Annotated in this window: 17 protein-coding genes; 8 read left to right on the forward strand and 9 right to left on the reverse strand. The window is 65.7% G+C overall.

The window, feature by feature from the left end:
- Positions 1-2 precede the first annotated feature (2 nt).
- From JGU72_RS21895 to JGU72_RS21905, 3 genes are read right to left on the reverse strand one after another with little or no spacing between them, the layout of a single operon-like run.
- Positions 3-683: a response regulator transcription factor gene (locus tag JGU72_RS21895; RefSeq protein WP_199686208.1), complete on the reverse strand. Its 681-nt coding sequence runs from the start codon at positions 681-683 to the stop codon at positions 3-5.
- A 20-nt stretch (positions 684-703) separates the two neighbouring features.
- Positions 704-1,300: a PH domain-containing protein gene (locus JGU72_RS21900; protein ID WP_199686209.1), complete on the reverse strand. Its 597-nt coding sequence runs from the start codon at positions 1,298-1,300 to the stop codon at positions 704-706.
- 57 nt (positions 1,301-1,357) lie between these two features.
- Positions 1,358-2,155 (reverse strand): biotin--[acetyl-CoA-carboxylase] ligase, encoded by a 798-nt coding sequence (locus JGU72_RS21905; protein ID WP_199686210.1) that lies wholly within the window; start codon positions 2,153-2,155, stop codon positions 1,358-1,360.
- A gap of 51 nt (positions 2,156-2,206) precedes the next feature.
- Between JGU72_RS21905 and JGU72_RS21910 the strand changes: the two genes are divergently transcribed.
- The 3 genes from JGU72_RS21910 to JGU72_RS21920 are packed head-to-tail and all read left to right on the forward strand — an operon-like array spanning position 2,207 to position 4,802.
- Entirely contained in the window at positions 2,207-3,847 is a 1,641-nt protein-coding gene (locus tag JGU72_RS21910; RefSeq protein ID WP_199686211.1) for an acyl-CoA carboxylase subunit beta, read from the forward strand.
- Positions 3,844-4,110, forward strand: a complete 267-nt coding sequence (locus JGU72_RS21915) for an acyl-CoA carboxylase subunit epsilon (RefSeq protein ID WP_199686212.1) — start codon at positions 3,844-3,846, stop codon at positions 4,108-4,110. The genes JGU72_RS21910 and JGU72_RS21915 overlap by 4 nt, the downstream gene beginning before the upstream one ends.
- Positions 4,107-4,802, forward strand: a complete 696-nt coding sequence (locus JGU72_RS21920) for a Maf family protein (RefSeq protein ID WP_199686213.1) — start codon at positions 4,107-4,109, stop codon at positions 4,800-4,802. The genes JGU72_RS21915 and JGU72_RS21920 overlap by 4 nt, the downstream gene beginning before the upstream one ends.
- On the opposite strand, the gene JGU72_RS21925 is transcribed toward JGU72_RS21920, so the two are convergent.
- Positions 4,768-5,424 carry a helix-turn-helix transcriptional regulator gene (locus JGU72_RS21925; protein ID WP_199686214.1) on the reverse strand — a complete coding sequence of 219 codons (657 nt, stop codon included), beginning with the start codon at positions 5,422-5,424 and terminating at the stop codon, positions 4,768-4,770. The two genes, JGU72_RS21920 and JGU72_RS21925, sit on opposite strands and share 35 nt — an antisense overlap.
- Positions 5,425-5,644: 220 nt before the next feature.
- On the opposite strand from JGU72_RS21925, the gene JGU72_RS21930 reads away from it, so the two are divergent.
- From JGU72_RS21930 to JGU72_RS21950, 5 genes are all read left to right on the forward strand, one after another.
- The gene (locus tag JGU72_RS21930) at positions 5,645-6,532 is read left to right on the forward strand and encodes a sulfurtransferase (protein ID WP_199686215.1); all 888 of its coding nucleotides are present in this window, start codon (positions 5,645-5,647) and stop codon (positions 6,530-6,532) included.
- 17 nt (positions 6,533-6,549) lie between these two features.
- Entirely contained in the window at positions 6,550-6,954 is a 405-nt protein-coding gene (locus JGU72_RS21935; protein WP_199686216.1) for a SufE family protein, read from the forward strand.
- A 123-nt stretch (positions 6,955-7,077) separates the two neighbouring features.
- Complete coding sequence (locus JGU72_RS21940) at positions 7,078-8,874, forward strand: acetyl/propionyl/methylcrotonyl-CoA carboxylase subunit alpha (RefSeq protein WP_199686217.1); 1,797 nt, start codon at positions 7,078-7,080, stop codon at positions 8,872-8,874.
- A gap of 63 nt (positions 8,875-8,937) precedes the next feature.
- Positions 8,938-9,303 carry a DUF1707 SHOCT-like domain-containing protein gene (locus JGU72_RS21945; protein ID WP_199686218.1) on the forward strand — a complete coding sequence of 122 codons (366 nt, stop codon included), beginning with the start codon at positions 8,938-8,940 and terminating at the stop codon, positions 9,301-9,303.
- Positions 9,303-9,647, forward strand: coding sequence for a hypothetical protein (locus JGU72_RS21950; protein WP_199686219.1), 345 nt, complete (start codon positions 9,303-9,305; stop codon positions 9,645-9,647). The genes JGU72_RS21945 and JGU72_RS21950 overlap by 1 nt, the downstream gene beginning before the upstream one ends.
- A gap of 6 nt (positions 9,648-9,653) precedes the next feature.
- On the opposite strand, the gene JGU72_RS21955 is transcribed toward JGU72_RS21950, so the two are convergent.
- From JGU72_RS21955 to lat, 5 genes are all read right to left on the reverse strand, one after another.
- Entirely contained in the window at positions 9,654-10,679 is a 1,026-nt protein-coding gene (locus tag JGU72_RS21955) for a zinc-binding metallopeptidase family protein (protein WP_199686220.1), read from the reverse strand.
- Complete coding sequence (locus tag JGU72_RS21960) at positions 10,679-11,566, reverse strand: transglutaminase family protein (protein WP_199686221.1); 888 nt, start codon at positions 11,564-11,566, stop codon at positions 10,679-10,681. The genes JGU72_RS21955 and JGU72_RS21960 overlap by 1 nt, the downstream gene beginning before the upstream one ends.
- The gene (locus JGU72_RS21965; protein ID WP_307828553.1) at positions 11,563-14,136 is read right to left on the reverse strand and encodes a circularly permuted type 2 ATP-grasp protein; all 2,574 of its coding nucleotides are present in this window, start codon (positions 14,134-14,136) and stop codon (positions 11,563-11,565) included. Before JGU72_RS21965 ends, JGU72_RS21960 begins: the two co-directional genes overlap by 4 nt.
- Positions 14,137-14,217: 81 nt before the next feature.
- Complete coding sequence (locus tag JGU72_RS21970) at positions 14,218-17,559, reverse strand: transglutaminase family protein (RefSeq protein WP_199686223.1); 3,342 nt, start codon at positions 17,557-17,559, stop codon at positions 14,218-14,220.
- Between the two features lie 96 nt (positions 17,560-17,655).
- Complete coding sequence (gene lat / locus JGU72_RS21975) at positions 17,656-18,981, reverse strand: L-lysine 6-transaminase (RefSeq protein ID WP_199686224.1); 1,326 nt, start codon at positions 18,979-18,981, stop codon at positions 17,656-17,658.
- Between the last annotated feature and the right edge of the window lie 63 nt (positions 18,982-19,044).

A 19,044-nucleotide genomic window follows, 5' to 3' on the forward strand; every position in this document is an offset into this window, starting at 1 on the left:
CGCTAGTCGGTGTTCAGGCGGAAGCCGACGCCGCGCACGGTCGCGATCCGACGCTCTGCCACCGGGCCTTCGTCGCCGATCTTCCGGCGCAGCCATGACATGTGCATGTCGAGTGTCTTCGAGCCACGGAGGTCGAGATCGCCCCACACCTCGCGCAGGATCGTGTCGCGCGAGACAACCTGGCCCGCGCGGTCGAGCAGCACCTTCAACAGCTCGTATTCCTTGTTGGCCAAGATGATCTCGCTGCCGTTCAGCAGCACACGACGCGCGGCGGGTTCGAGCCGCAGACCGCCGACCTCGATCACCGAATCTTCAGCCGGACCGCTCCGCCGCAGCAGTGCGCGGACCCGAGCCATCAACTCCGCCAAGCGAAACGGCTTGCCGACGTAGTCGTCGGCGCCCGCGTCGAGGCCGACCACGAAGTCGACCTCGTCGGTCCGGGCGGTGAGCATCAGGACGGCAAGCTCGGACCCGCGGGCCCGCATCTGCCGGCACACCTCGAGACCGTCCATGCCCGGTAGCCCGAGATCGAGGATCAGGAGGTCGTGATTGCCCTCCAGGGCACGCTCGAGGACCGCGGTTCCGGACTGTTCGACCGTGACCGTGTATCCCTCTCGCCCGAGGGCGCGCGACAGCGGCGCGGCAATGGCTTCGTCGTCTTCTGCCAGGAGAACTGCGGTCACGAGATCAAGCGTACGGGCGCTCACGAACCCCAGGAATTTCTCGGGCCGCCCGGTCCGCCGTCGTCGTAGCCACGCCTGCGACCAGGGTTGTCCGGCCGGCCGTCGTCGTTGCGATCGATCTGCATCGCGTCGAACACCTGGTGGTAGAGCAGGGAGTGGACCTTCTGCACTTTGGGAATGTCGTCGAACTCGAGCGGATCCTCCGACGCCGAGCCGATGATGAGCGTTCCCGTGCCGAGCATGCGGTCGAACAGCCCGTGCCGAAACTGCACACTGGAGATGCGGCCCATGGGAATGTCGATGCCGGTGTGGGTGAGGACGCCGTGCCGAATCAGCACACGTCGATCGGTGACGATGAAATGTGTTGCACGCCAACGAATGAACGGCGGAACTACCCGCCAGGCGACGACACCGACCCAGACGACCGCGATGGCGATCAACGCGATGAGCTTCGGGTTGTCGGATTCCACCTTGTTCTGGACCAGTCCCAACGCGAACCCGGCCAGCGCTGTGATCAGGACAAATGTCACTGCGGGCCAGAACAGCATCTTCCAATGTGGGTGCCGATGCAGAAGCAGTTGCTCGTCGCCCGCCAACGCGTCTTCGGGGTATCCCATGGTGTGGACAGTACCGCTAACCAGTGCTGCCCAAGAGCTTTCGAGCGGCGCCCGTACTCACGCCTGGGCCCGCAGATGGGTGACGTCACCCGCCGATACGGGGGTGCCGTCGATGAGCAGCCGACCGGTCTCGTCGACGTCGACAGCGATGCCGGTGATGACGTCGCCACCCGGGAGGTCCGCACGGACGCGCGCACCCAACGTGACACAGCGCTCTCGATAGGCCTTCGCCAAATCGGCCGTCGACCAGCCCGACTTCTCCCAGGTACTCAGCCGGGAAGCCAATTCGCGGGTCAGCGCACGGACCAGCGTCGTGCGGTCGGTGACCTCTGCACCGGCCAGCAACAGAGACGTCGCCTCCGGGACCGGCAGTTCCTCTTCCCGCAACGTGACGTTGATTCCGATTCCGATGACAACCGAGGGGTCCGGACCGGGCTTCGCAACCTCGACGAGGATGCCGCCGAACTTGCGCCCGTCGATCAGAATGTCGTTGGGCCACTTGAGCTTTGCTTCGACCTTTGCAGCCGCCGAGACCGCGTCGACCACGGCTATGCCCGTGACGAGCGGCAGCCAGCCGAGATCTTCCGGTGCGATACCCGGCATCTGCACCAGCACCGACATCGCGATCTGGGCCTGCGGCGGGCTGACCCAGGTCCGCGAATGCCGGCCACGCCCGCTCGACTGATATTCCGCGACAAGGACCGTGCGGTCGGAATCGGGCTTGCCAGCCCGGGCGAGCAGGTCGGCATTCGTCGAACCGGTCTCGTCGACGAGTTCGAGGCGGGCGAAGAACGGATCGAGTCCACGTCGCAGCTCCGCGAGATTCAGCGGCGGGCGCGCCAGATCGGAGTACATGAGACGACACTACTCGAGGCGCCCTCATCTTCTGCGTTAAGCTGACTCCTCATGACCAGTGTTCAGCAGAAGCCTTCACCAGAGGCGGAGTCGAAACCCGACATCCACACGACCGCGGGCAAGCTCGCCAACCTACGGGAACGCCTCGAAGAGGCGAAACATCCCAGTGGTGAAGCCGCCGTCGAGAAGGTGCACGCCAAGGGCAAGCTGACTGCACGCGAACGCATCCTTGCACTCGTCGACGACGGTTCGTTCGTCGAAATGGACGCACTGGCCCGCCACCGGAGTGTGAACTTCGGGCAGGCAGACAACCGCCCGCTCGGCGATGGCGTTGTCACCGGCTTCGGCACCGTCGACGGCCGCGACGTCTGTATTTTCAGCCAGGACGTCACCGTCTTCGGCGGCAGCCTCGGCGAGGTCTACGGCGAGAAGATCGTCAAGGTCATGGACCTCGCGGTCAAGACCGGTCGCCCGCTGATCGGCATCAACGAAGGCGCGGGCGCCCGGATCCAGGAAGGCGTCGTATCGCTCGGCCTGTACGGCGAGATCTTCCTGCGCAACGTGCAGGCCTCCGGCGTCATCCCGCAGATCTCGCTGATCATGGGCGCCGCGGCCGGCGGCCACGTCTACTCCCCCGCGCTTACCGACTTCGTCGTGATGGTCGACCAGACCAGCCAGATGTTCGTCACCGGACCCGACGTCATCAAGTCGGTCACGGGTGAAGAAGTGACGATGGAAGACCTCGGCGGTGCACACACCCACATGGTCAAATCCGGCGTCGCGCATTACGTTGCCTCCGGCGAGCAGGATGCCCTCGACTACGTCCGGGACCTGCTCAGCTACCTGCCGAGCAACAACCGGGCCGAGGCGCCGCGCTTCGCACCGACCGACCCGATCTCCGGCACGATCGAAGACTCCCTCACCGAGGAAGACCTCGAGCTGGACACGCTGATCCCGGACTCCCCCAACCAGCCCTACGACATGCACGAGGTCATTCGCCGGATCCTCGACGACGACGAGTTCCTCGAGGTCCAGGCCGAGCGCGCGATGAACATCATCGTCGGCTTCGGTCGGGTCGACGGCCGGTCCGTGGGCATCGTCGCCAACCAGCCGACCCAGTTCGCCGGCTGCCTCGATATCGATGCCTCCGAAAAGGCCGCCCGGTTCGTCCGCACCTGCGACGCCTTCAACGTTCCGATCATCACTCTGGTCGACGTGCCGGGCTTCCTGCCGGGTACCGGTCAGGAATACAACGGAATCATCCGCCGCGGCGCGAAACTGCTCTACGCGTACGGCGAGGCAACCGTCGGCAAGATCACGGTCATCACCCGCAAGGCCTACGGCGGTGCGTACGACGTCATGGGCTCCAAGCACATGGGTGCCGACGTCAACCTTGCCTGGCCCACCGCTCAGATCGCCGTGATGGGCGCGTCCGGCGCGGTCGGCTTCGTCTACCGCAAGCGCCTGCTCGAAGCCGCGAAGAACGGTGAAGACGTCGACGCCCTGCGCTTGCAGCTGCAGAACGAATACGAGGACACCCTGGTGAACCCGTACGTCGCAGCAGAGCGTGGCTATGTCGACGCCGTCATCCCGCCGTCGCACACTCGTGGCCAGATCGTCAACGCGCTGCGGCTACTCGAGCGCAAAATGGTGTCGCTGCCGCCGAAGAAGCACGGAAACATCCCCCTATGAGCGAAGAAGCCGTAAGCGAAGCCGACCTGGTCGTTCCCGATGGTGCCCCGGCGAGTCCGGTGATCCAGGTGCTCAAGGGTTCACCCGACGACGACGAAATCGCTGCTCTGGTAGCGATCTTCACCGCCGCTGCCGGTTCCGGACCCGGCCCTTCGGGACCGAAGGGACCGCCCGACATGTGGGGCACGCCGTCGCTCATGCACCGCGGTTCGCCGACGTTCGCGCCGTACGCGTTCCCGCACCTGTCCCACCTGCGGGATTGACGACGCTGATTCTCGCGTCGGCCTCGCCGGCGCGACTGTCGGTATTGCGCAGCGCCGGAATCGATCCGGTTGTGCGCGTATCGGATGTCGACGAGGACGCGGTCGCCGACTTGCTCCCCACCGATACACCGCCGCAGAACGTGGTCGTTGCGTTGGCGACCGCGAAGGCGCGCGCGGTGGCAGGCGAATTGAGTCAGGGGCTCGACGGCGTGTGCTGGCTCGAAGGGGCCGATGCCTTCGACAGCGTGGTCGTCGGCTGCGATTCGATGCTCCACATCGACGGGCGCCTGCAGGGCAAGCCACTCACGGTCGATACCGCTCGCGAGCGGTGGGCGACCATGGCCGGCAGGCACGGCGATCTGCTCACCGGCCATTGCGTGCTGCGACTGCGCGACGGGCAGGTCGTCGCGTCGGCATCCGCCTGTTCGTCGACCACGGTGTATTTCGGTACGCCGTCGCCCGACGACCTGAACGCCTACCTGGAATCCGGCGAACCGCTACAGGTTGCCGGCGCGTTCACACTCGACGGGCTCGGCGGCTGGTTCGTCGACCGGATCGACGGCGATCCGTCGAGCGTCATCGGAATCGGCTTGCCCCTGCTGCGCCGACTGCTGACCGAAGTCGACGTGACGATCGCACAGCTCTGGGACCGCCCGGTCAGGTCGTCGACAGCGCCCGAGTCGCCGAGCTGAGGCGAGCGAGACAGAGCTCCGGCTCGACGAACGGGTGCAAGCTCGCCGTGAACTGTCCCGGCTTGCTCGCGCGGTCCAGTACTTCCCGCATGAGGCCGAGGTGCACGCCGCAGACGACCTCGGAATGCGTCCGAGCCAGATCACGCAGTGGGCAGGCGGTCAGCCTGATGGTCGCCGAATCCGCATGGGGCGGGTCGTCGACGGACCGGTCGGGCGCGAAGCCGAGTTCTGCAAGTAGGTTCGTCGCAACGTCTTTCGCGTCCGAAAGCGTCTCGATCGGCCGCATGCTGTCGTCCATCTTCGCCGCCCAGGCACGCCCAGCGGTGACCGAGGCGTCGAGCCGCACCCGCGGGTCCGCGCCGAGCTGGTCCGCGAGGACCTGAGCCAGTTCCTGATACCCGACCGTTCGGGCGACCGCCGTGTAACCGATGCGTGGCCGGCCACGGCCGCGCGGGGGTTGCTGGATCTGACAGACGAGAGATTCCTTGACGAGCACCTCGAGATGGAACCGGACCGTCGTCACGTGCTGACCGGTCTCCGCGGCCAGTTCCCGGGCATCCATCGGCTCGCTCGCACGCTTGAGGATCGCAAGCAAACGGCGTCGCGGCCAAGAGTCGGACAACGAGGCCCCCTTTCGTCACGAACTTTAACGGACCGTCGTTCCGGTAAAACGGCTGATGGAGTAACAGGTTGGCAACACGGCAGCGTCCTGAGCCGGGCCGAGTGGAGTTCGAGGCCCGCCCTCCGGGGCAGAAACTCCTCCGCGCGCAAACAAGCCGAGCGGTGCGAGACAGGACACCCAGTACGATCGGGTTGCTCGGTCCCCCTAGGTAGGAGCTCACGTGCCAGTCGAGGCAGACCCACACATCGCGTTGCAGACCTACGCCCATCCCGGGCGGCTGGTGACGACGGAATGGTTGTCGTCGAAGCTCGGTGACCCGAAGGTGAAGATCGTCGAGTCCGACGAGGATGTGCTGCTCTACGACGTCGGCCACATTCCGGGGGCGGTGAAGGTCGATTGGCATGTCGATCTCAACGATCCCGTGACGCGCGACTACATCGACGGCGAGAAGTTCGCAGAGTTGATGAGCCGCAAGGGAATTACGCGCGACGACACCGTCGTGATCTACGGCGACAAGAGCAACTGGTGGGCTGCCTACGCGCTGTGGGTGTTCACGCTCTTCGGGCACGAGGATGTCCGGTTGCTCGACGGCGGACGCGATGCGTGGATGGCGGAGGACCGCGAGACGAGCTTCGATGTGCCGGTGACGACGCCGACCGACTACCCGGTCGTGGAGCGAAACGACGCACCGATCCGCGCGTTCCGCGAGGACGTGGTCGACCACCTCGGCAAGGGACCCCTGATCGACGTGCGCTCGCCTGCCGAGTACACCGGTGAGCGCACGCACATGCCCGACTACCCGGAGGAAGGCGCGCTTCGCGGCGGCCATATTCCGACCGCGGTCAGCATTCCGTGGGCGAAGGCGGCGGCGTCGGACAGTCGCTTCCGGACCAGGCCCGAGCTGCAGGAAATCTACGGCGAGTTCGGCACCGACGACGACGTGATCGCGTACTGCCGGATCGGCGAGCGGTCGAGCCACACGTGGTTCGTCCTGACGCACCTGCTCGGTTTCACGAACGTCCGCAACTACGACGGTTCGTGGACGGAGTGGGGTAACGCGGTTCGGGTGCCGATTACGAAAGGCGCCGAACCCGGCACCGCGCCCTGAAAGGGACACTTGTGAGCATGCCCCCCGCGCTTGCCGAGATCGTCGACGACTTCGCAGCCGTCGACGGTCAGGACAAGCTTGCACTTCTCCTCGAGTTCAGTCGCGAGCTGCCGGATCTGCCCGCCGAGCTCGAGACCGCGGCGATGGAACCAGTGCCCGAGTGCCAGTCACCGCTGTTTCTCTCGGTCGACTCGTCCGACCGTGCGCACGTCCGGTTGCATTTCAGCGCGCCGCCCGAGGCACCGACCACCCGCGGGTTCGCGTCGATCCTGCACCAAGGCCTCGACGGGTCGACCGCGGACGACATTCTGGCGGTTCCCGACGACTTCTACACAGCGCTCGGACTCGCCGACTCCATCAGCCCGCTACGCCTGCGTGGCATGTCCGCGATGCTCACCCGGATCAAGCGGCACTTACGCTGACGTACCCGAAAGCTACTGGCCAGTAAGCCGAAGCGGTCTCAGACGGCGTACGAACGTGGCATACACTCCGTTGGGTGCGCGGGCAGTTTGCCGCGCAAGTAGACCGCGACAACAGGAGGCTCAGTGCCCAGTCATGCCAGCGCGCACATTACGAAGGTGCTTGTAGCGAACCGTGGCGAGATTGCCGTCCGCGTCATCAGGGCAGCGAAAGATGCCGGCCTGACCAGCGTTGCGGTGTACGCCGAACCGGACGCCGATGCACCGTTCGTGCGCTTGGCCGACGAGGCATTTGCGCTGGGTGGACAGACCTCGGCCGAGTCCTACCTGGTGTTCGACAAGATCCTCGATGCCGCGAAGAAGTCGGGTGCCGACGCGATCCACCCGGGCTATGGCTTCCTCTCGGAGAACGCGGACTTCGCGCAAGCGGTCATCGACGCGGGTCTGATTTGGATCGGACCGTCGCCGCAGTCGATTCGCGATCTGGGTGACAAGGTCACCGCCCGCCACATTGCCGAGCGTGCGAAGGCGCCGATGGCGGCCGGCACCAAGGACCCGGTGAAGAACGCCGACGAGGTCGTCGCGTTCGCGAAGGAATACGGCGTTCCCGTTGCCATCAAGGCAGCCTTCGGTGGTGGTGGCCGCGGCATGAAGGTCGCCCACACGATCGAGGAGATTCCCGAGCTGTTCGATTCGGCCACCCGTGAGGCCGTCGCCGCTTTCGGTCGTGGTGAGTGCTTCGTCGAGCAGTACCTCGACAAGGCTCGCCACGTCGAGGCCCAGGTGATCGCCGACCAGCACGGCAACGTCGTCGTCGCCGGTACGCGCGATTGTTCACTGCAGCGCCGGTTCCAGAAGCTGGTCGAAGAAGCACCCGCCCCGTTCCTGACGGACAAGCAGCGCGCCGCCATCCACGCATCGGCCAAAGCGATCTGCCGGGAAGCTAATTACTACGGCGCCGGCACGGTCGAGTACCTCGTCCAGGGCGACACAGTGTCCTTCCTCGAGGTCAACACCCGCCTTCAGGTCGAGCATCCGGTCACCGAAGAAACAGCGGGCATCGACCTCGTACGCCAGCAGTTCCTGATCGCCAACGGCGAAGAACTCACGATCAAGGAAGACCCGACACCGCGCGGGCACTCGTTCGAGTTCCGGATCAACGGCGAGGACGCCGGTCGTGGCTTCCTCCCGGCGCCCGGACCGGTCGTCAAGTTCATTGCGCCGTCGGGTCCCGGCGTCCGCGTCGACTCGGGTGTCGAGTCGGGCAGCGTCATCGGCGGTCAGTTCGACTCGATGCTCGCGAAATTGATCATCACCGGCGCAACCCGCGACGAGGCTCTGCAGCGCGCGCGTCGCGCACTCGACGAGTTCACGGTCGAGGGCCTTGCGACAGTCATCCCCTTCCACCGCCACATCGTGTCGAACCCCGCGTTCATCGGTGACGGCGAGTCGTTCGACATCTACACGAAGTGGATCGAGAACGACTGGGAGAACACGATCGAGCCCTACACGGCCACTCCGGTCGACGAGGACGGCGAAGAGGCTCTGCCGCGCCAGCAGGTCGTCGTCGAGGTCGGTGGCCGCCGCGTCGAGGTTTCGCTGCCGGGCCAATTCTCGCTCAGCGGCGGTGGCGGCAGTTCGGCCAACGGCGTGGTCCGCAAGAAGCCGAAGCCGCGCAAACGTGGTGGCGCCGCAGGTGGCGCTGCGTCCGGTGATGCTGTGACCGCCCCGATGCAGGGCACAGTCGTCAAGGTTGCCGTGTCCGAGGGCCAGGAAGTCGCCGCAGGCGATCTGATCGTGGTTCTCGAGGCAATGAAGATGGAGAATCCGGTCAACGCGCACAAGGCGGGTGTCGTCACCGGCCTCACGGTCGAGCCCGGTGCTGCGATCACGCAGGGAACTGTTCTCGCAGAACTGAAGTGACCCTGCGCGCGGTAAGGGAGTCTATGGACTACCTAACCGCGCACGGCTCGCTAGGCTTGGTTCATGGCTGACGTACCCGATATTCGAGTCGGAACCGAAGAACGCGAACAGGCGCTCACCCGGCTCAGCGAGCACTTCAGCGCAGGCCGGTTGAGCGTCGCCGAGTTCGACGAGCGCAGTGGGCAGATCGCAGCCGCGACTACGCGACGTCAGATCGACGCGGTCTTCACCGATCTGCCGGACGCCATACCGGACTCAGAGACGCCGGAGAAGAAGCAACCCAAGTGGGACTGGTTCGGCGCGGTGATCGCGGCAACGCCGATCATCGCGGTCGTTCTGTTCTTCGTGCTCGGCAGTTGGCTCTGGTTTCTGCTGATTCCAGTGGTGCCTGCCGTCCTCGAAGGTGGCCGAAGGGCAATCAAGAGCTGATGGACGCAGTCGAGATCAACGCCGGCGGCTGGTATTTGCGCGCGCTGCGCAGCGACGAGCGAGTCGACGATCGGCCGGCATTGGCCGACGGCAATATCGACGATCCCGACTACGTCGCCACCCGCGCGCGGCAATGGGCCGACGACACCCGCTATTCCTGGGCGGTGTGCCAGCCCAACACCGGGGAACTCCTCGCCGAGGTAGGTCTCATCCCCCACGCCGACAACGTCGCCGACCTCGTCGGGTGGGCGCGCGCCGGCCACGAGGACGCGCTCACGACCGGTTCCGAAGCTGTCCGACGGTTCGCCGAGGGCGCGCTGGGATTCAAGGTCGTCGCAAAATAGCGACCCTCAGGTCGCGCTTGTGACCAGACGGTAGACGAAACGCATCTTCTCCAGCACAGCCGCGGGGAGAACGAACGGATACAGGTCGGGACGGCCCATCGATCGGTTGAGCTGGTTCAGCGCCCATGACAGCGGCAGCCATTCCTCGATGATCCGGTCGAAGCCGGAAGCGCCGAGGAGCTGATGATCCAGCGCGACGCCCGACCGCGCGAAGCCGAACGCCGCGGCGGTATCGACCGTGTCGCGGATGTGCAGGTAGTGCGCAAAGGTTTCGGCCCAGTCCTCCGACGGATGCATCGTCGCGTACGACGAGACAAACGTTCGTTCCCAACCTGCGGGTGCGCCCTCGCGGTAGTGCCTGTCGAGCGCATCCTGATACGACGAATCCGGGTCACCGAACAACGACTCGAACTCGGCACGAGTGTCGGCGTTCCCGACAAGGATGCCGAAATAGTAGTGCCCGATCTCGTGGCGGAAATGCCCGAGCACGGTGCGATACGGCTCTGCCATCTCGACGCGGAGCTGCTCGCGATGCACGTCGTCGCTTTCGGCGAGGTCGAGCGTGATGACGCCGTTGAAATGGCCCGTCATCACTTTCTCGCGCCGACTCGACAGCAGGTCGAACGCCAGGCCCGTTACCGTGTCCTGTTCGCGCCCGATGATCGGCAGACCCAGCTCGACCAGTTCGAAGATCAGTCGGCGCTTGGCGCCTTCGGCGTCCGCGAATGCGTCGAGTGCGGCCTTGTCCGTGTCGGACGGTCTGGTCCGAGTCAACGTGCACGACTCGCACAACCCCACCTCGTCCGATGTCTCGACCACCCAGTTGCACCGCGCCAGATGCAGGTTCTTGCACAGCCGGTATTGCGACGAATCGACGACGCCCGATGTCTCGACATCCCCCTCCGGATCGCGTCCGATCACCACCAACGTGCGCTGTGCGAGCGAAAAGCCGAGTCGGCTTCTGCAACTCAGGCACAGGGAGTTCTCGAACGTGAGCTGCTGTCCGCAGTGTGGGCAGCCGAAATCTCGCATCAAACCTCCGGTAATGGCGCGACGTCGACCGACACCGCGATCGTGCTCTTTTTCGCGTCCGTGTAGATCACACCTCGCAGTGGCGGGACGTCGGCGTAATCGCGTCCCCAGGCAACCGTGATGTAGCGCTCGTCCGCAAATTGGTCGTTCGTCGGGTCGAATGCGAGCCAGTCGGCAGTTTCCGAACCGGGCAGCCACACCGCCGCCCAGGCGTGAGTCGCATCGGCGCCGACCATGCGTTCCCGGCCCGGCGGCGGATCGGTCGCGAGATAGCCGGAAACGTACCGTGCCGCGAGACCCTGGCTGCGCAGGCAGGCGATGGCCACTCGCGCGAAGTCCTGGCAGACCCCTGACCGCTCCCGAAGCACCTCGTCCACCTGCGTCGATACCGTCGTCGAACCGGATTCGTAGGTGAAGTCGGTGTAGATCCGGTGGGTGAGTTCTGCGACGACCTCGCCGATCGGCCGGCCCGGCGTGAAAGTTGGAGCTGCATATTCATGGACCGCGTCGGTGATCTCGGGCGGCAGCAGATCGAGAACGAACTCGACGGCTGTCGCACCGAGTAATGGATTCACTCGCGGCCGGGCCGATTCCCACGGCCGTGCCTGTGCGCCGGCGCCGTCGCTCGGGCGCTCGACCTCGACGGTGGATTCGCCTGTCACCACAAGCTTTTGGTGCGCTGTCACCACGTGGAAGAAGACGTCGGAATTGCCGTAGACGTCGTGGCCCGACGACTGGTCGGACGGAGTTGGTACGACCGTGACTGCGTGGTCGAGGACCCGCTGGGTCGGCAAATCTCGAGGCGTCAGGAAGCCGCGACCGTAGGACGACGACACTGAGTCCGAGTAGCCGTAGGTCGTTCGATGGGTGACGCGGTAGCGCCTCATGGCATACGCCTGACGATGGTTGCGCCCCACAGCGGCTGCATACCGGTCGGCACCGCCATCTTTTCGGTGAGGATGTCGGACAGTTCCCGCAGCGACGCGTGTACGCCGTCGAGCAACTCCTGCAACTCGGTCCGCCGACCAGTCGAATCGGCTTCCTCGAGATCGCTCGGATCTGCGCGCCGCAGTCGTGCGCCGACCTCCTCGACCAGCCGTTCCGCTTTGCTGGACCCTGACGCGTCGGGTAGCGCACGCAGGTTGGCCCGGAGCTTGTCGAGCTGGTAGACGAGGGAGCGCGGGTTGCCGCCGTCGAACAGCAACAGCTGTGCCACTGCGCCGACCCGGACCTTGCCACGGTTGCGCCTGCGATAGGTCACCGACGACTCGGTCGCCGAAAGCACCGATTCGATGATGGCGCGCTCGGCGCTCGGCGGTTGGACGGTGGCCAACGTCGACGAGAGCAGCTTGGTCAGCTGCAGGCCGCGTTCGATTCGCTTACCGATGTCGGTCAGGTACCAACCGGCGTCGTGGACCATCGATTCTGCCGAGAGACCGGAGAGGGCGAGCATCCCACCGAGAATCGTCCGCTGCGCGTCTGCAAGGACGAGCGGGTCTTCGCTTCTGGCGGCTTCTGCGAGCGCGCGGTCGAGGCCGCTGAACACCGACCACGTGTCGTTCGACAACTGATCCCGGACCGCTCGCGAGGCTTGCTGCAATCGATCCACCGATTGTGCGAGCGAGCCGGCCCGCCTGAGGTCGATGGTCAGCACCCGCTGCTGGTTGTCGAATTCCTCGACGCCGAACGTCACGGGTCCGGAGGCAGCCGACGCGGCGATGGCGCCGAAAAGCACAGGTAGGCAATCGCTTCCACCACGACCCGGACGGTAGCGGTAGTCGGCGACCTTGTCCCTGACCGCGTTGAGGAGGCGCGCGGTGTGTTCGGCGCGCTCGCCGTAGCGGCCGATCCAGTACAGGTCGTCGAGGACACGAGGCGACGTGACCGGTTCAGCGGTCGGACCGAGATCGGGGAACGCCTCGGGCAGCGTCAGCGCACTCGGCGAACCCGCTTCGGCAGGGGTCACACGTTCTGCCGGGCGTACCCACACGTCCTTCGCGGAGGTCGAGACGATCGCACCGTCGCGGCCACGGTGCGAAATAACGGCGCCGAGACCGCCGTTGAGCGCGGCGTAGCCACCGCGTTGCGCCACGGAGAACATGCGGAACTGCACTGGTGCCGAGCTGATTGCGGACCCGGCTTCGATCGGAGCCGACGAGTGCTCGGGTAGTTCTACCCCGACCCAGAGGTGCGGCGCGGCAGCGATGCGCGCGCCGAGGTCGTCGCGCTGCTGCGTCGTGAGCGCCGCACCGAGAATGCCTGGACCACCGGTCACCCGCTCGAGCACCAGCGAGTCGAGCCGCGACAGGACATGCGACAGCTCGCTCGGATCGCCTGCCCAGTAGCGCGGCACGGACGGCAGCGCCAGGTCCTCGTCGAGCAATTCGCGACAGAGCCGGGGCAAAAGGCGTGGCAGTCCTGGGTTTTCGAGGACACCGCTGCCAAGTGTGTTGACGACGGTCACCGCGCCGCGCCGCATGACTTCCACAAGACCGACCACGCCCAACCTGGAATCGGGCCGCAGATCCAGTGGGTCGGAGAAGACCGCGTCGACACGGCGAAGGACGACGTCGACGCGTGCCAGCGTGCCGAGCGACCGCATCCACAACCGCCCCTCGCGCACGACGAGGTCCGCGCTTTCGACCAGCGGGAATCCGAGCACTGTCGCCAGATGCGCCTGGTCGAAAGCCGTTTCGGAGTGTGCGCCCGGACTGAGGACGACGACGACGGGGTCCTCGACGGCTTCGGGTGCCGCGTCGATGAGCGCGAGGCGCATGGCCTGCGCAAAACCGGACAGCGGCAGTGGCCGAACGTCGGCAAACACTGTGGGCAACGCACGCGAGATGACGCGGCGATCGGCGAGCGCGTATCCGACGCCCGACGGTGCCTGCGTCCGGTCGGCGACGACCCGGAACGAGCCGTCGGCGCCACGTGCCACATCGGCACCGTGCAGGAACAGCTGATGCCGGGCAGGAACCGAGATACCGTGTGCCGCACGGACATAACCTGGGTCGGCATAGATCAGTTCGGGCGGTACGAGTCCGCGCCGAATCGTGTGCAGCGGTCCGTAGATGTCGGCAAGCAGCGCGTCGAGCAACCGCGACCGCTGCACAAGGCCGGCCTCGAGTGGTGCCCAATCCGTGGCAGACAGCACAAGAGGTAGCGAGTCGAGCAGCCACTGACTCGGCGCTGTGACCGGCGTGCCGTCGTCGGCCTCGCTGACCTCGTTGTACGTAATCCCGTCGTTCTCCACCAGCTGGTGGACGCGAGCCCGCAACGGAGACAGAGCAATGGGACCCGTCGACTCGGCGAGCTCACGCCATTGCTCGCGCACGTGACCGTCGGCGTCGAGCAGTTCGTCGTAGCGCGCCTGTACGCCCGCCGCGCCGGACTCCAGCGCGGCAGGAGCCAGCGTCGAGCGGTACGCGCTGATGACATCCTCGAGAACGCTACTCACCAAATATGCGACACCCCGAAGGCCGTCATCCTCCCGTCAGCGACAAACAGAACCTGCGAGATGATTATCGAACGCCACGCGTCAACGCAGCACCGAGTTCACTCGCCGAAGGTCAAGGATGCCAGGCGCACCGATATCCGTAGCGATTCGGGCTCGCATTTCCAGCAGCCGATCCGTGTCGATCGCACCCGTCGAGAAACCGTTTTCGTCGAAACGCCTGCTCCGGCGTGACTCGGCCGCGACGGCATTGATCGGCGGACCCTCGTAGGACCGTCCGCCCGGATGCACGACGTGGTAAGTGCAGCCGCCACGCGACTGACCGCGTGCGAGGTCCACGAGATCGAAGACCAACGGGCTGTGCACCTCGATGCTCGGGTGCAGTGCGCTCGGGGGCTGCCAGGCCCGATACCGGATACCCGCCACCTGGACGTCGGCAGTGCCCGTCTCCTGCAGCGGCACCGGGATACCGTTGACGGTCAGCGCATACCGCCCGCGATCCGCACCGACGACGCGTACCTGCAATCGCTCGACCGACGAGTCGACGTACCGCGCGGTTCCCGTCCCGGTTGCCTCTTCGCCGAGCACGTTCCACGGTTCGATAGCACCGCGGAGTTCGATCTCGACGCCGTTGCGCACAACCGTTCCGATGCGCGGGAAGCGGAACTCGGTGAACGGGTCGAGCCAGCTGGTGTCGAAGTCGATGCCGAAATCACGAAGATCCGCCGCAACATCGGCAATATCCGCGATCACGTAGTGCGGCAACAGGTATCGCCCATGCAGATTCGCGCCGTGCCTGATCAGCGGTGCGCGCAGCGGCCGCTCCCAGAATCGTGCGACGAGTGCGCGCACGAGCAGCGATTGCACCATTGCCATCTGCTGGTGCGGCGGCATCTCGAAGCCGCGCAGTTCGAGGAGACCCAGCCGGCCACGCGCAGAATCCGGGCTGTAGAGCTTGTCTATGCAGAACTCGGCGCGGTGGGTGTTTCCGGTGAGGTCGGTAAGCAGGTGCCGCAACGCGCGGTCGACCAGCCACGGCTGCGCTTCGTCGCTGTCGGCGGTCAGCCGGTCGATCTCGGCGAACGCGATCTCGAGTTCGTAGAGCGATTCCTGCCGGCCTTCGTCCACTCGCGGTGCCTGGGACGTCGGACCGATGAACCTGCCCGAGAACAGGTACGACAACGACGGGTGGCGCTGCCAGTAGGTCAGCAGGGACACCAGCAGGTCGGGCCGCCGCAAAAGAGGCGAATTCTTGGGCGTGACGCCACCCAACGTGATGTGGTTGCCGCCGCCCGTGCCGCCGTGGGTGCCGTCGTGATCGAAGGACTCGGTGCTCAGCCGAACGAGCCTGGCCTGCTCGTACAGCGTCTCGAGCAAAGCTGCCTGCTCCGCGAACGAGGCCGTCGGCTGCACGTTCACCTCGATCACGCCGGGATCGGGGGTGACGCTCAGGCTTTGTAGCCGTGGATCGCTCGGCGGACCGTAGCCCTCGATGACGACCGGCGTTCCGGCGTCGGACGCCGCGAGTTCGATCTGGCCGAGCAGTTCGGCGAACGATTCCAGGTCCGGCAACGGCGGCATGAAGACGTACAGGATGCCATCGCGCACTTCCGCGACGAGTGCCGTCGTCGGAACGAAGTTGTCAGGTTCGGTTACTGCAGCTGTGGACAGCGCGGGGACCGCCTTGGCCGCGAGCGGCAGCGGATCTTTGTCGATCGTCGGATCGGACTCGAAGTCCGGCTCCGGCGGGTCCCACGAGATCGAGTCGAGCGGCAAGCGCAAGCCGGCGGGAGAATCGCCGTCCAGCAACACGATTCGACCGCGGCGCAATCGCCAATCCGCGCTCTCCCAGGCATCGCCGGCTTCGCTGCGATTAATCGGCACGACGAACGCAATGGGCTCAGCGACCGGCGTCTCGTACGCCTGCAGCAGCCGCTCGCGGGCAGCGACAGTGTCCGATTCAGGTTCGAGGTCGGGTGTCGTCGAACGTTCGATCGGCGCGCCGGCAGGCATTCGCAGCGCGGTATGCAACCTGCCGACGGCGTCCTCGTACGCGGGCCTGACCTGGCTGAGCGGCAAACCGAGTTGCGCGGCAACAGATTCGGCGAGCTCCTGGGCGTCGTGTGTGGACGCCGGTTGGGGACGGCGCCCCCACGGGTCGGCGAGTAGCTTCTCGTCGGTCCAGAGGGCCTCGCCGTCGGTGCGCCAGTAGATCCCGATCTGCCAGCGCGGCAGGGGTTCACCCGGATACCACTTGCCCTGGCTGCGCTGCACGTACCCCTGCGGTGCATAGATTCGCTTGAGCCGCTCGGCCAGTGCGCTCGCGCGCTCGCGCTTCTGCGGTCCGTCGGCCGCAGTCGTCCACTCGGCCGCTTCCTGGTCGTCGATCGAGACGAAGGTGGGTTCGCCACCCATCGTCAATCGCACATCGCCGTCTTCGAGGCGCTTGTCGACCGTCGCGCCGAGCGCGGTGATGGACGTCCACTGCTTTTCCGTGTACGGCAGGGTGACGCGCGGGTCCTCGTGGATCCGTCGGACGGTGTTGGAAAAGTCCAGCGTCGCTGTGCATTTACCCGTCGCGCCAGTGATCGGCGCGGCCGAGGCGGGATGCGGTGTGGCGGCGAGCGGGATGTGCCCCTCCCCCGCGAACAGCCCGGACGTGGGGTCGAGGCCGACCCAGCCTGCGCCGGGAAGGTACACCTCGGTCCAGGCGTGCAGATCGGTGAAATCCGCCGCGGGTCCGGACGGCCCGTCCAGCGCGGGGGTATCGGACGTCAACTGCACCAGGTAGCCCGACACGAAGCGCGCCGCGAGACCGTACTCCCGCAGGATCGACACGAGCAGCCACGCCGAATCCCGGCAGGAACCGATCCCGGAGGTCAAGGTGTGGTCCGGCGTCTGCACTCCGGCTTCGAGGCGGACGTTGTACGCGACGTCAGCGAGGACGGCATTGTTCAGTTCGACAAGGAAGTCGATGGTCCGCACACCGGCGGCAACGTCGCGTTTCTTCACCCACTCGCGCACGACCGGGCCCGGTCCACCGCCGCCTTCGGACATCTCGTCGACCGGCCGGAGGTAGGACTCGAGGTCCGCGGCAAGTTCGGGCGTATAGGCGAACCCGAAGTATTCGGCATAGTCCTCGACGAAGAAGTCCAGCGGATTGATCGACTCCATGTCGGCGATCAAACCGACCGTTATGGACAGCGACCGAGTCCGTTCCGGAAACACCAACCGCGCCATGAAATTTCCGAAGGCATCCTGCTGCCAGTTCAGAAAGTGCTCCGCGGGTTCCACCTGCAACGAGAACGCCTCGATCGGCGTGCGCGAGTGTGGGGCCGGCCGCAGCCGAACCACGTGCGGGTAGATCTCGACCAGCTGATCGAACTCATAGCTGGTGCGATGCTCCAGCGCGACCTTGATGCCCATACGCGTCGCCCTTCCCGTCGATGTGAGAGAACAAACGCTACAGCCGTTGCGGGGTTCCGGCAGGCCGACAGGGGGTGACGTCGACCGGCGATGCAGCTATTGTTCCCGCGCGAGCACGCGGTCCAAAGCGTCGACGGCGATGTCGAGCTCGTCGACGGTGACGGTGAGGGCCGGGCGGAATCGGATGCCCCGATCGCCGGTTCCGAGAATCAGAACCCGCTCGTCGGTGCGAAGTGCATTGACAATCCGATCACGCAGTTGCGTGGACGACAACGATACGGCACACATCAGGCCGCGCCCGCGCGCGTCCGAGACTGCGTCATGGCGAGACTCCAGCCACCGCAGCCTGTTCTGCAGGTGCTCGCCGAGAACTGCGGCCCGCGCGATCAGACCGTCGCGTTCGATGACCTCGAGGATCCGGCGCGAGCGCACCATGTCCGTGAGGTTGCCGCCCCACGTCGAATTCAGTCGCGAACCGACGTGAAAGACGTTGTCTGCGATCTCGTCCACTCGCCGGCCCGCCATGATCCCGCAGACCTGCGTCTTCTTTCCGAAGGCGACGATGTCGGGCACGACAACACCCAGCTGCTGATAGGCCCACGTGGTACCGGTCAGGCCGACGCCGGTCTGCACCTCGTCGAACACGAACAACGCGTCGTGTTCGTCGCACAACGCGCGCATCGAAGCGAAGAACTCGGGCCGGAAGTGATGATCGCCGCCCTCACCCTGAATCGGCTCGGCGATGAAGCATGCGATGTCGTGCGGATGAGCGGCGAACGCCGCGCGGGCCTGCGCCAGCGCGTGGGCCTCTGCCTCCTCGACGTCGCGTCCCGGTAGCAGATACGGCGCTTCGATGCGCGGCCAATCGAACTTCGGATACCGCGCAACCTTGTTGGGGTCGGTGTTCGTCAGGGACATCGTGTATCCGGTTCGGCCGTGGAAAGCCTCGGTCAGGTGCAGCACCTTGGTGCCGAGTTCGGCATCGAGCCCGTGCGCAGCGTTCCAGCGGCTCTTCCAGTCGAATGCGACCTTCAGGGCGTTCTCGACGGCAAGTCCACCGCCATCGATGAAGAACAGGTGCGGCAACCGCGGATCGCCGAGCACGCGCGCGAACGTATCGACGAAGCGAGCCATCGGCACGGTGTAGATATCCGAGTTGCTCGGTTTGTTCACCGCGGCGGCCGAAAGTTCGCGCATGAAGACCTCGTCGTCGGCCAGCGCCGGATGGTTCATACCGAGCGCTGACGACGCGAAGAAACTGAACATGTCCAGGTAGGTCGTGCCGTCACGGTGATCGACGAGGTGCGAGCCACAGGATCTGTCGAGGTCGAGGATGAGATCGAACCCATCGACGAGCATGTGCGTCGACAACACTCGGCGCACGTGTTCGGCAGTGATGCCAGGCTGAAGTACTGCGGTCATATCCCGAGGGTACGGGCAATCTTGTCGGCGTGACAGCGACAAATCAGTAAATATTCCGTTACG

The organism is Antrihabitans auranticaus, from assembly GCF_016481275.1.
Taxonomy (GTDB): Bacteria; Actinomycetota; Actinomycetes; order Mycobacteriales; family Mycobacteriaceae; genus Antrihabitans.

What these genes read in the sequence shown, in the direction of transcription:
- JGU72_RS21900 (WP_199686209.1), bottom strand. Translation starts at nt 1,300, where the DNA reads ATGGGATACCCCGAAGACGCGTTGGCGGGCGACGAGCAACTGCTTCTG.
- JGU72_RS21905 (WP_199686210.1), bottom strand. Translation starts at nt 2,155, where the DNA reads ATGTACTCCGATCTGGCGCGCCCGCCGCTGAATCTCGCGGAGCTGCGA.
- JGU72_RS21910 (WP_199686211.1), top strand. Translation starts at nt 2,207, where the DNA reads ATGACCAGTGTTCAGCAGAAGCCTTCACCAGAGGCGGAGTCGAAACCC.
- JGU72_RS21915 (WP_199686212.1), top strand. Translation starts at nt 3,844, where the DNA reads ATGAGCGAAGAAGCCGTAAGCGAAGCCGACCTGGTCGTTCCCGATGGT.
- JGU72_RS21935 (WP_199686216.1), top strand. Translation starts at nt 6,550, where the DNA reads ATGCCCCCCGCGCTTGCCGAGATCGTCGACGACTTCGCAGCCGTCGAC.
- JGU72_RS21945 (WP_199686218.1), top strand. Translation starts at nt 8,938, where the DNA reads ATGGCTGACGTACCCGATATTCGAGTCGGAACCGAAGAACGCGAACAG.
- JGU72_RS21950 (WP_199686219.1), top strand. Translation starts at nt 9,303, where the DNA reads ATGGACGCAGTCGAGATCAACGCCGGCGGCTGGTATTTGCGCGCGCTG.
- JGU72_RS21955 (WP_199686220.1), bottom strand. Translation starts at nt 10,679, where the DNA reads ATGCGAGATTTCGGCTGCCCACACTGCGGACAGCAGCTCACGTTCGAG.
- JGU72_RS21960 (WP_199686221.1), bottom strand. Translation starts at nt 11,566, where the DNA reads ATGAGGCGCTACCGCGTCACCCATCGAACGACCTACGGCTACTCGGAC.
- JGU72_RS21970 (WP_199686223.1), bottom strand. Translation starts at nt 17,559, where the DNA reads ATGGGCATCAAGGTCGCGCTGGAGCATCGCACCAGCTATGAGTTCGAT.
- lat (WP_199686224.1), bottom strand. Translation starts at nt 18,981, where the DNA reads ATGACCGCAGTACTTCAGCCTGGCATCACTGCCGAACACGTGCGCCGA.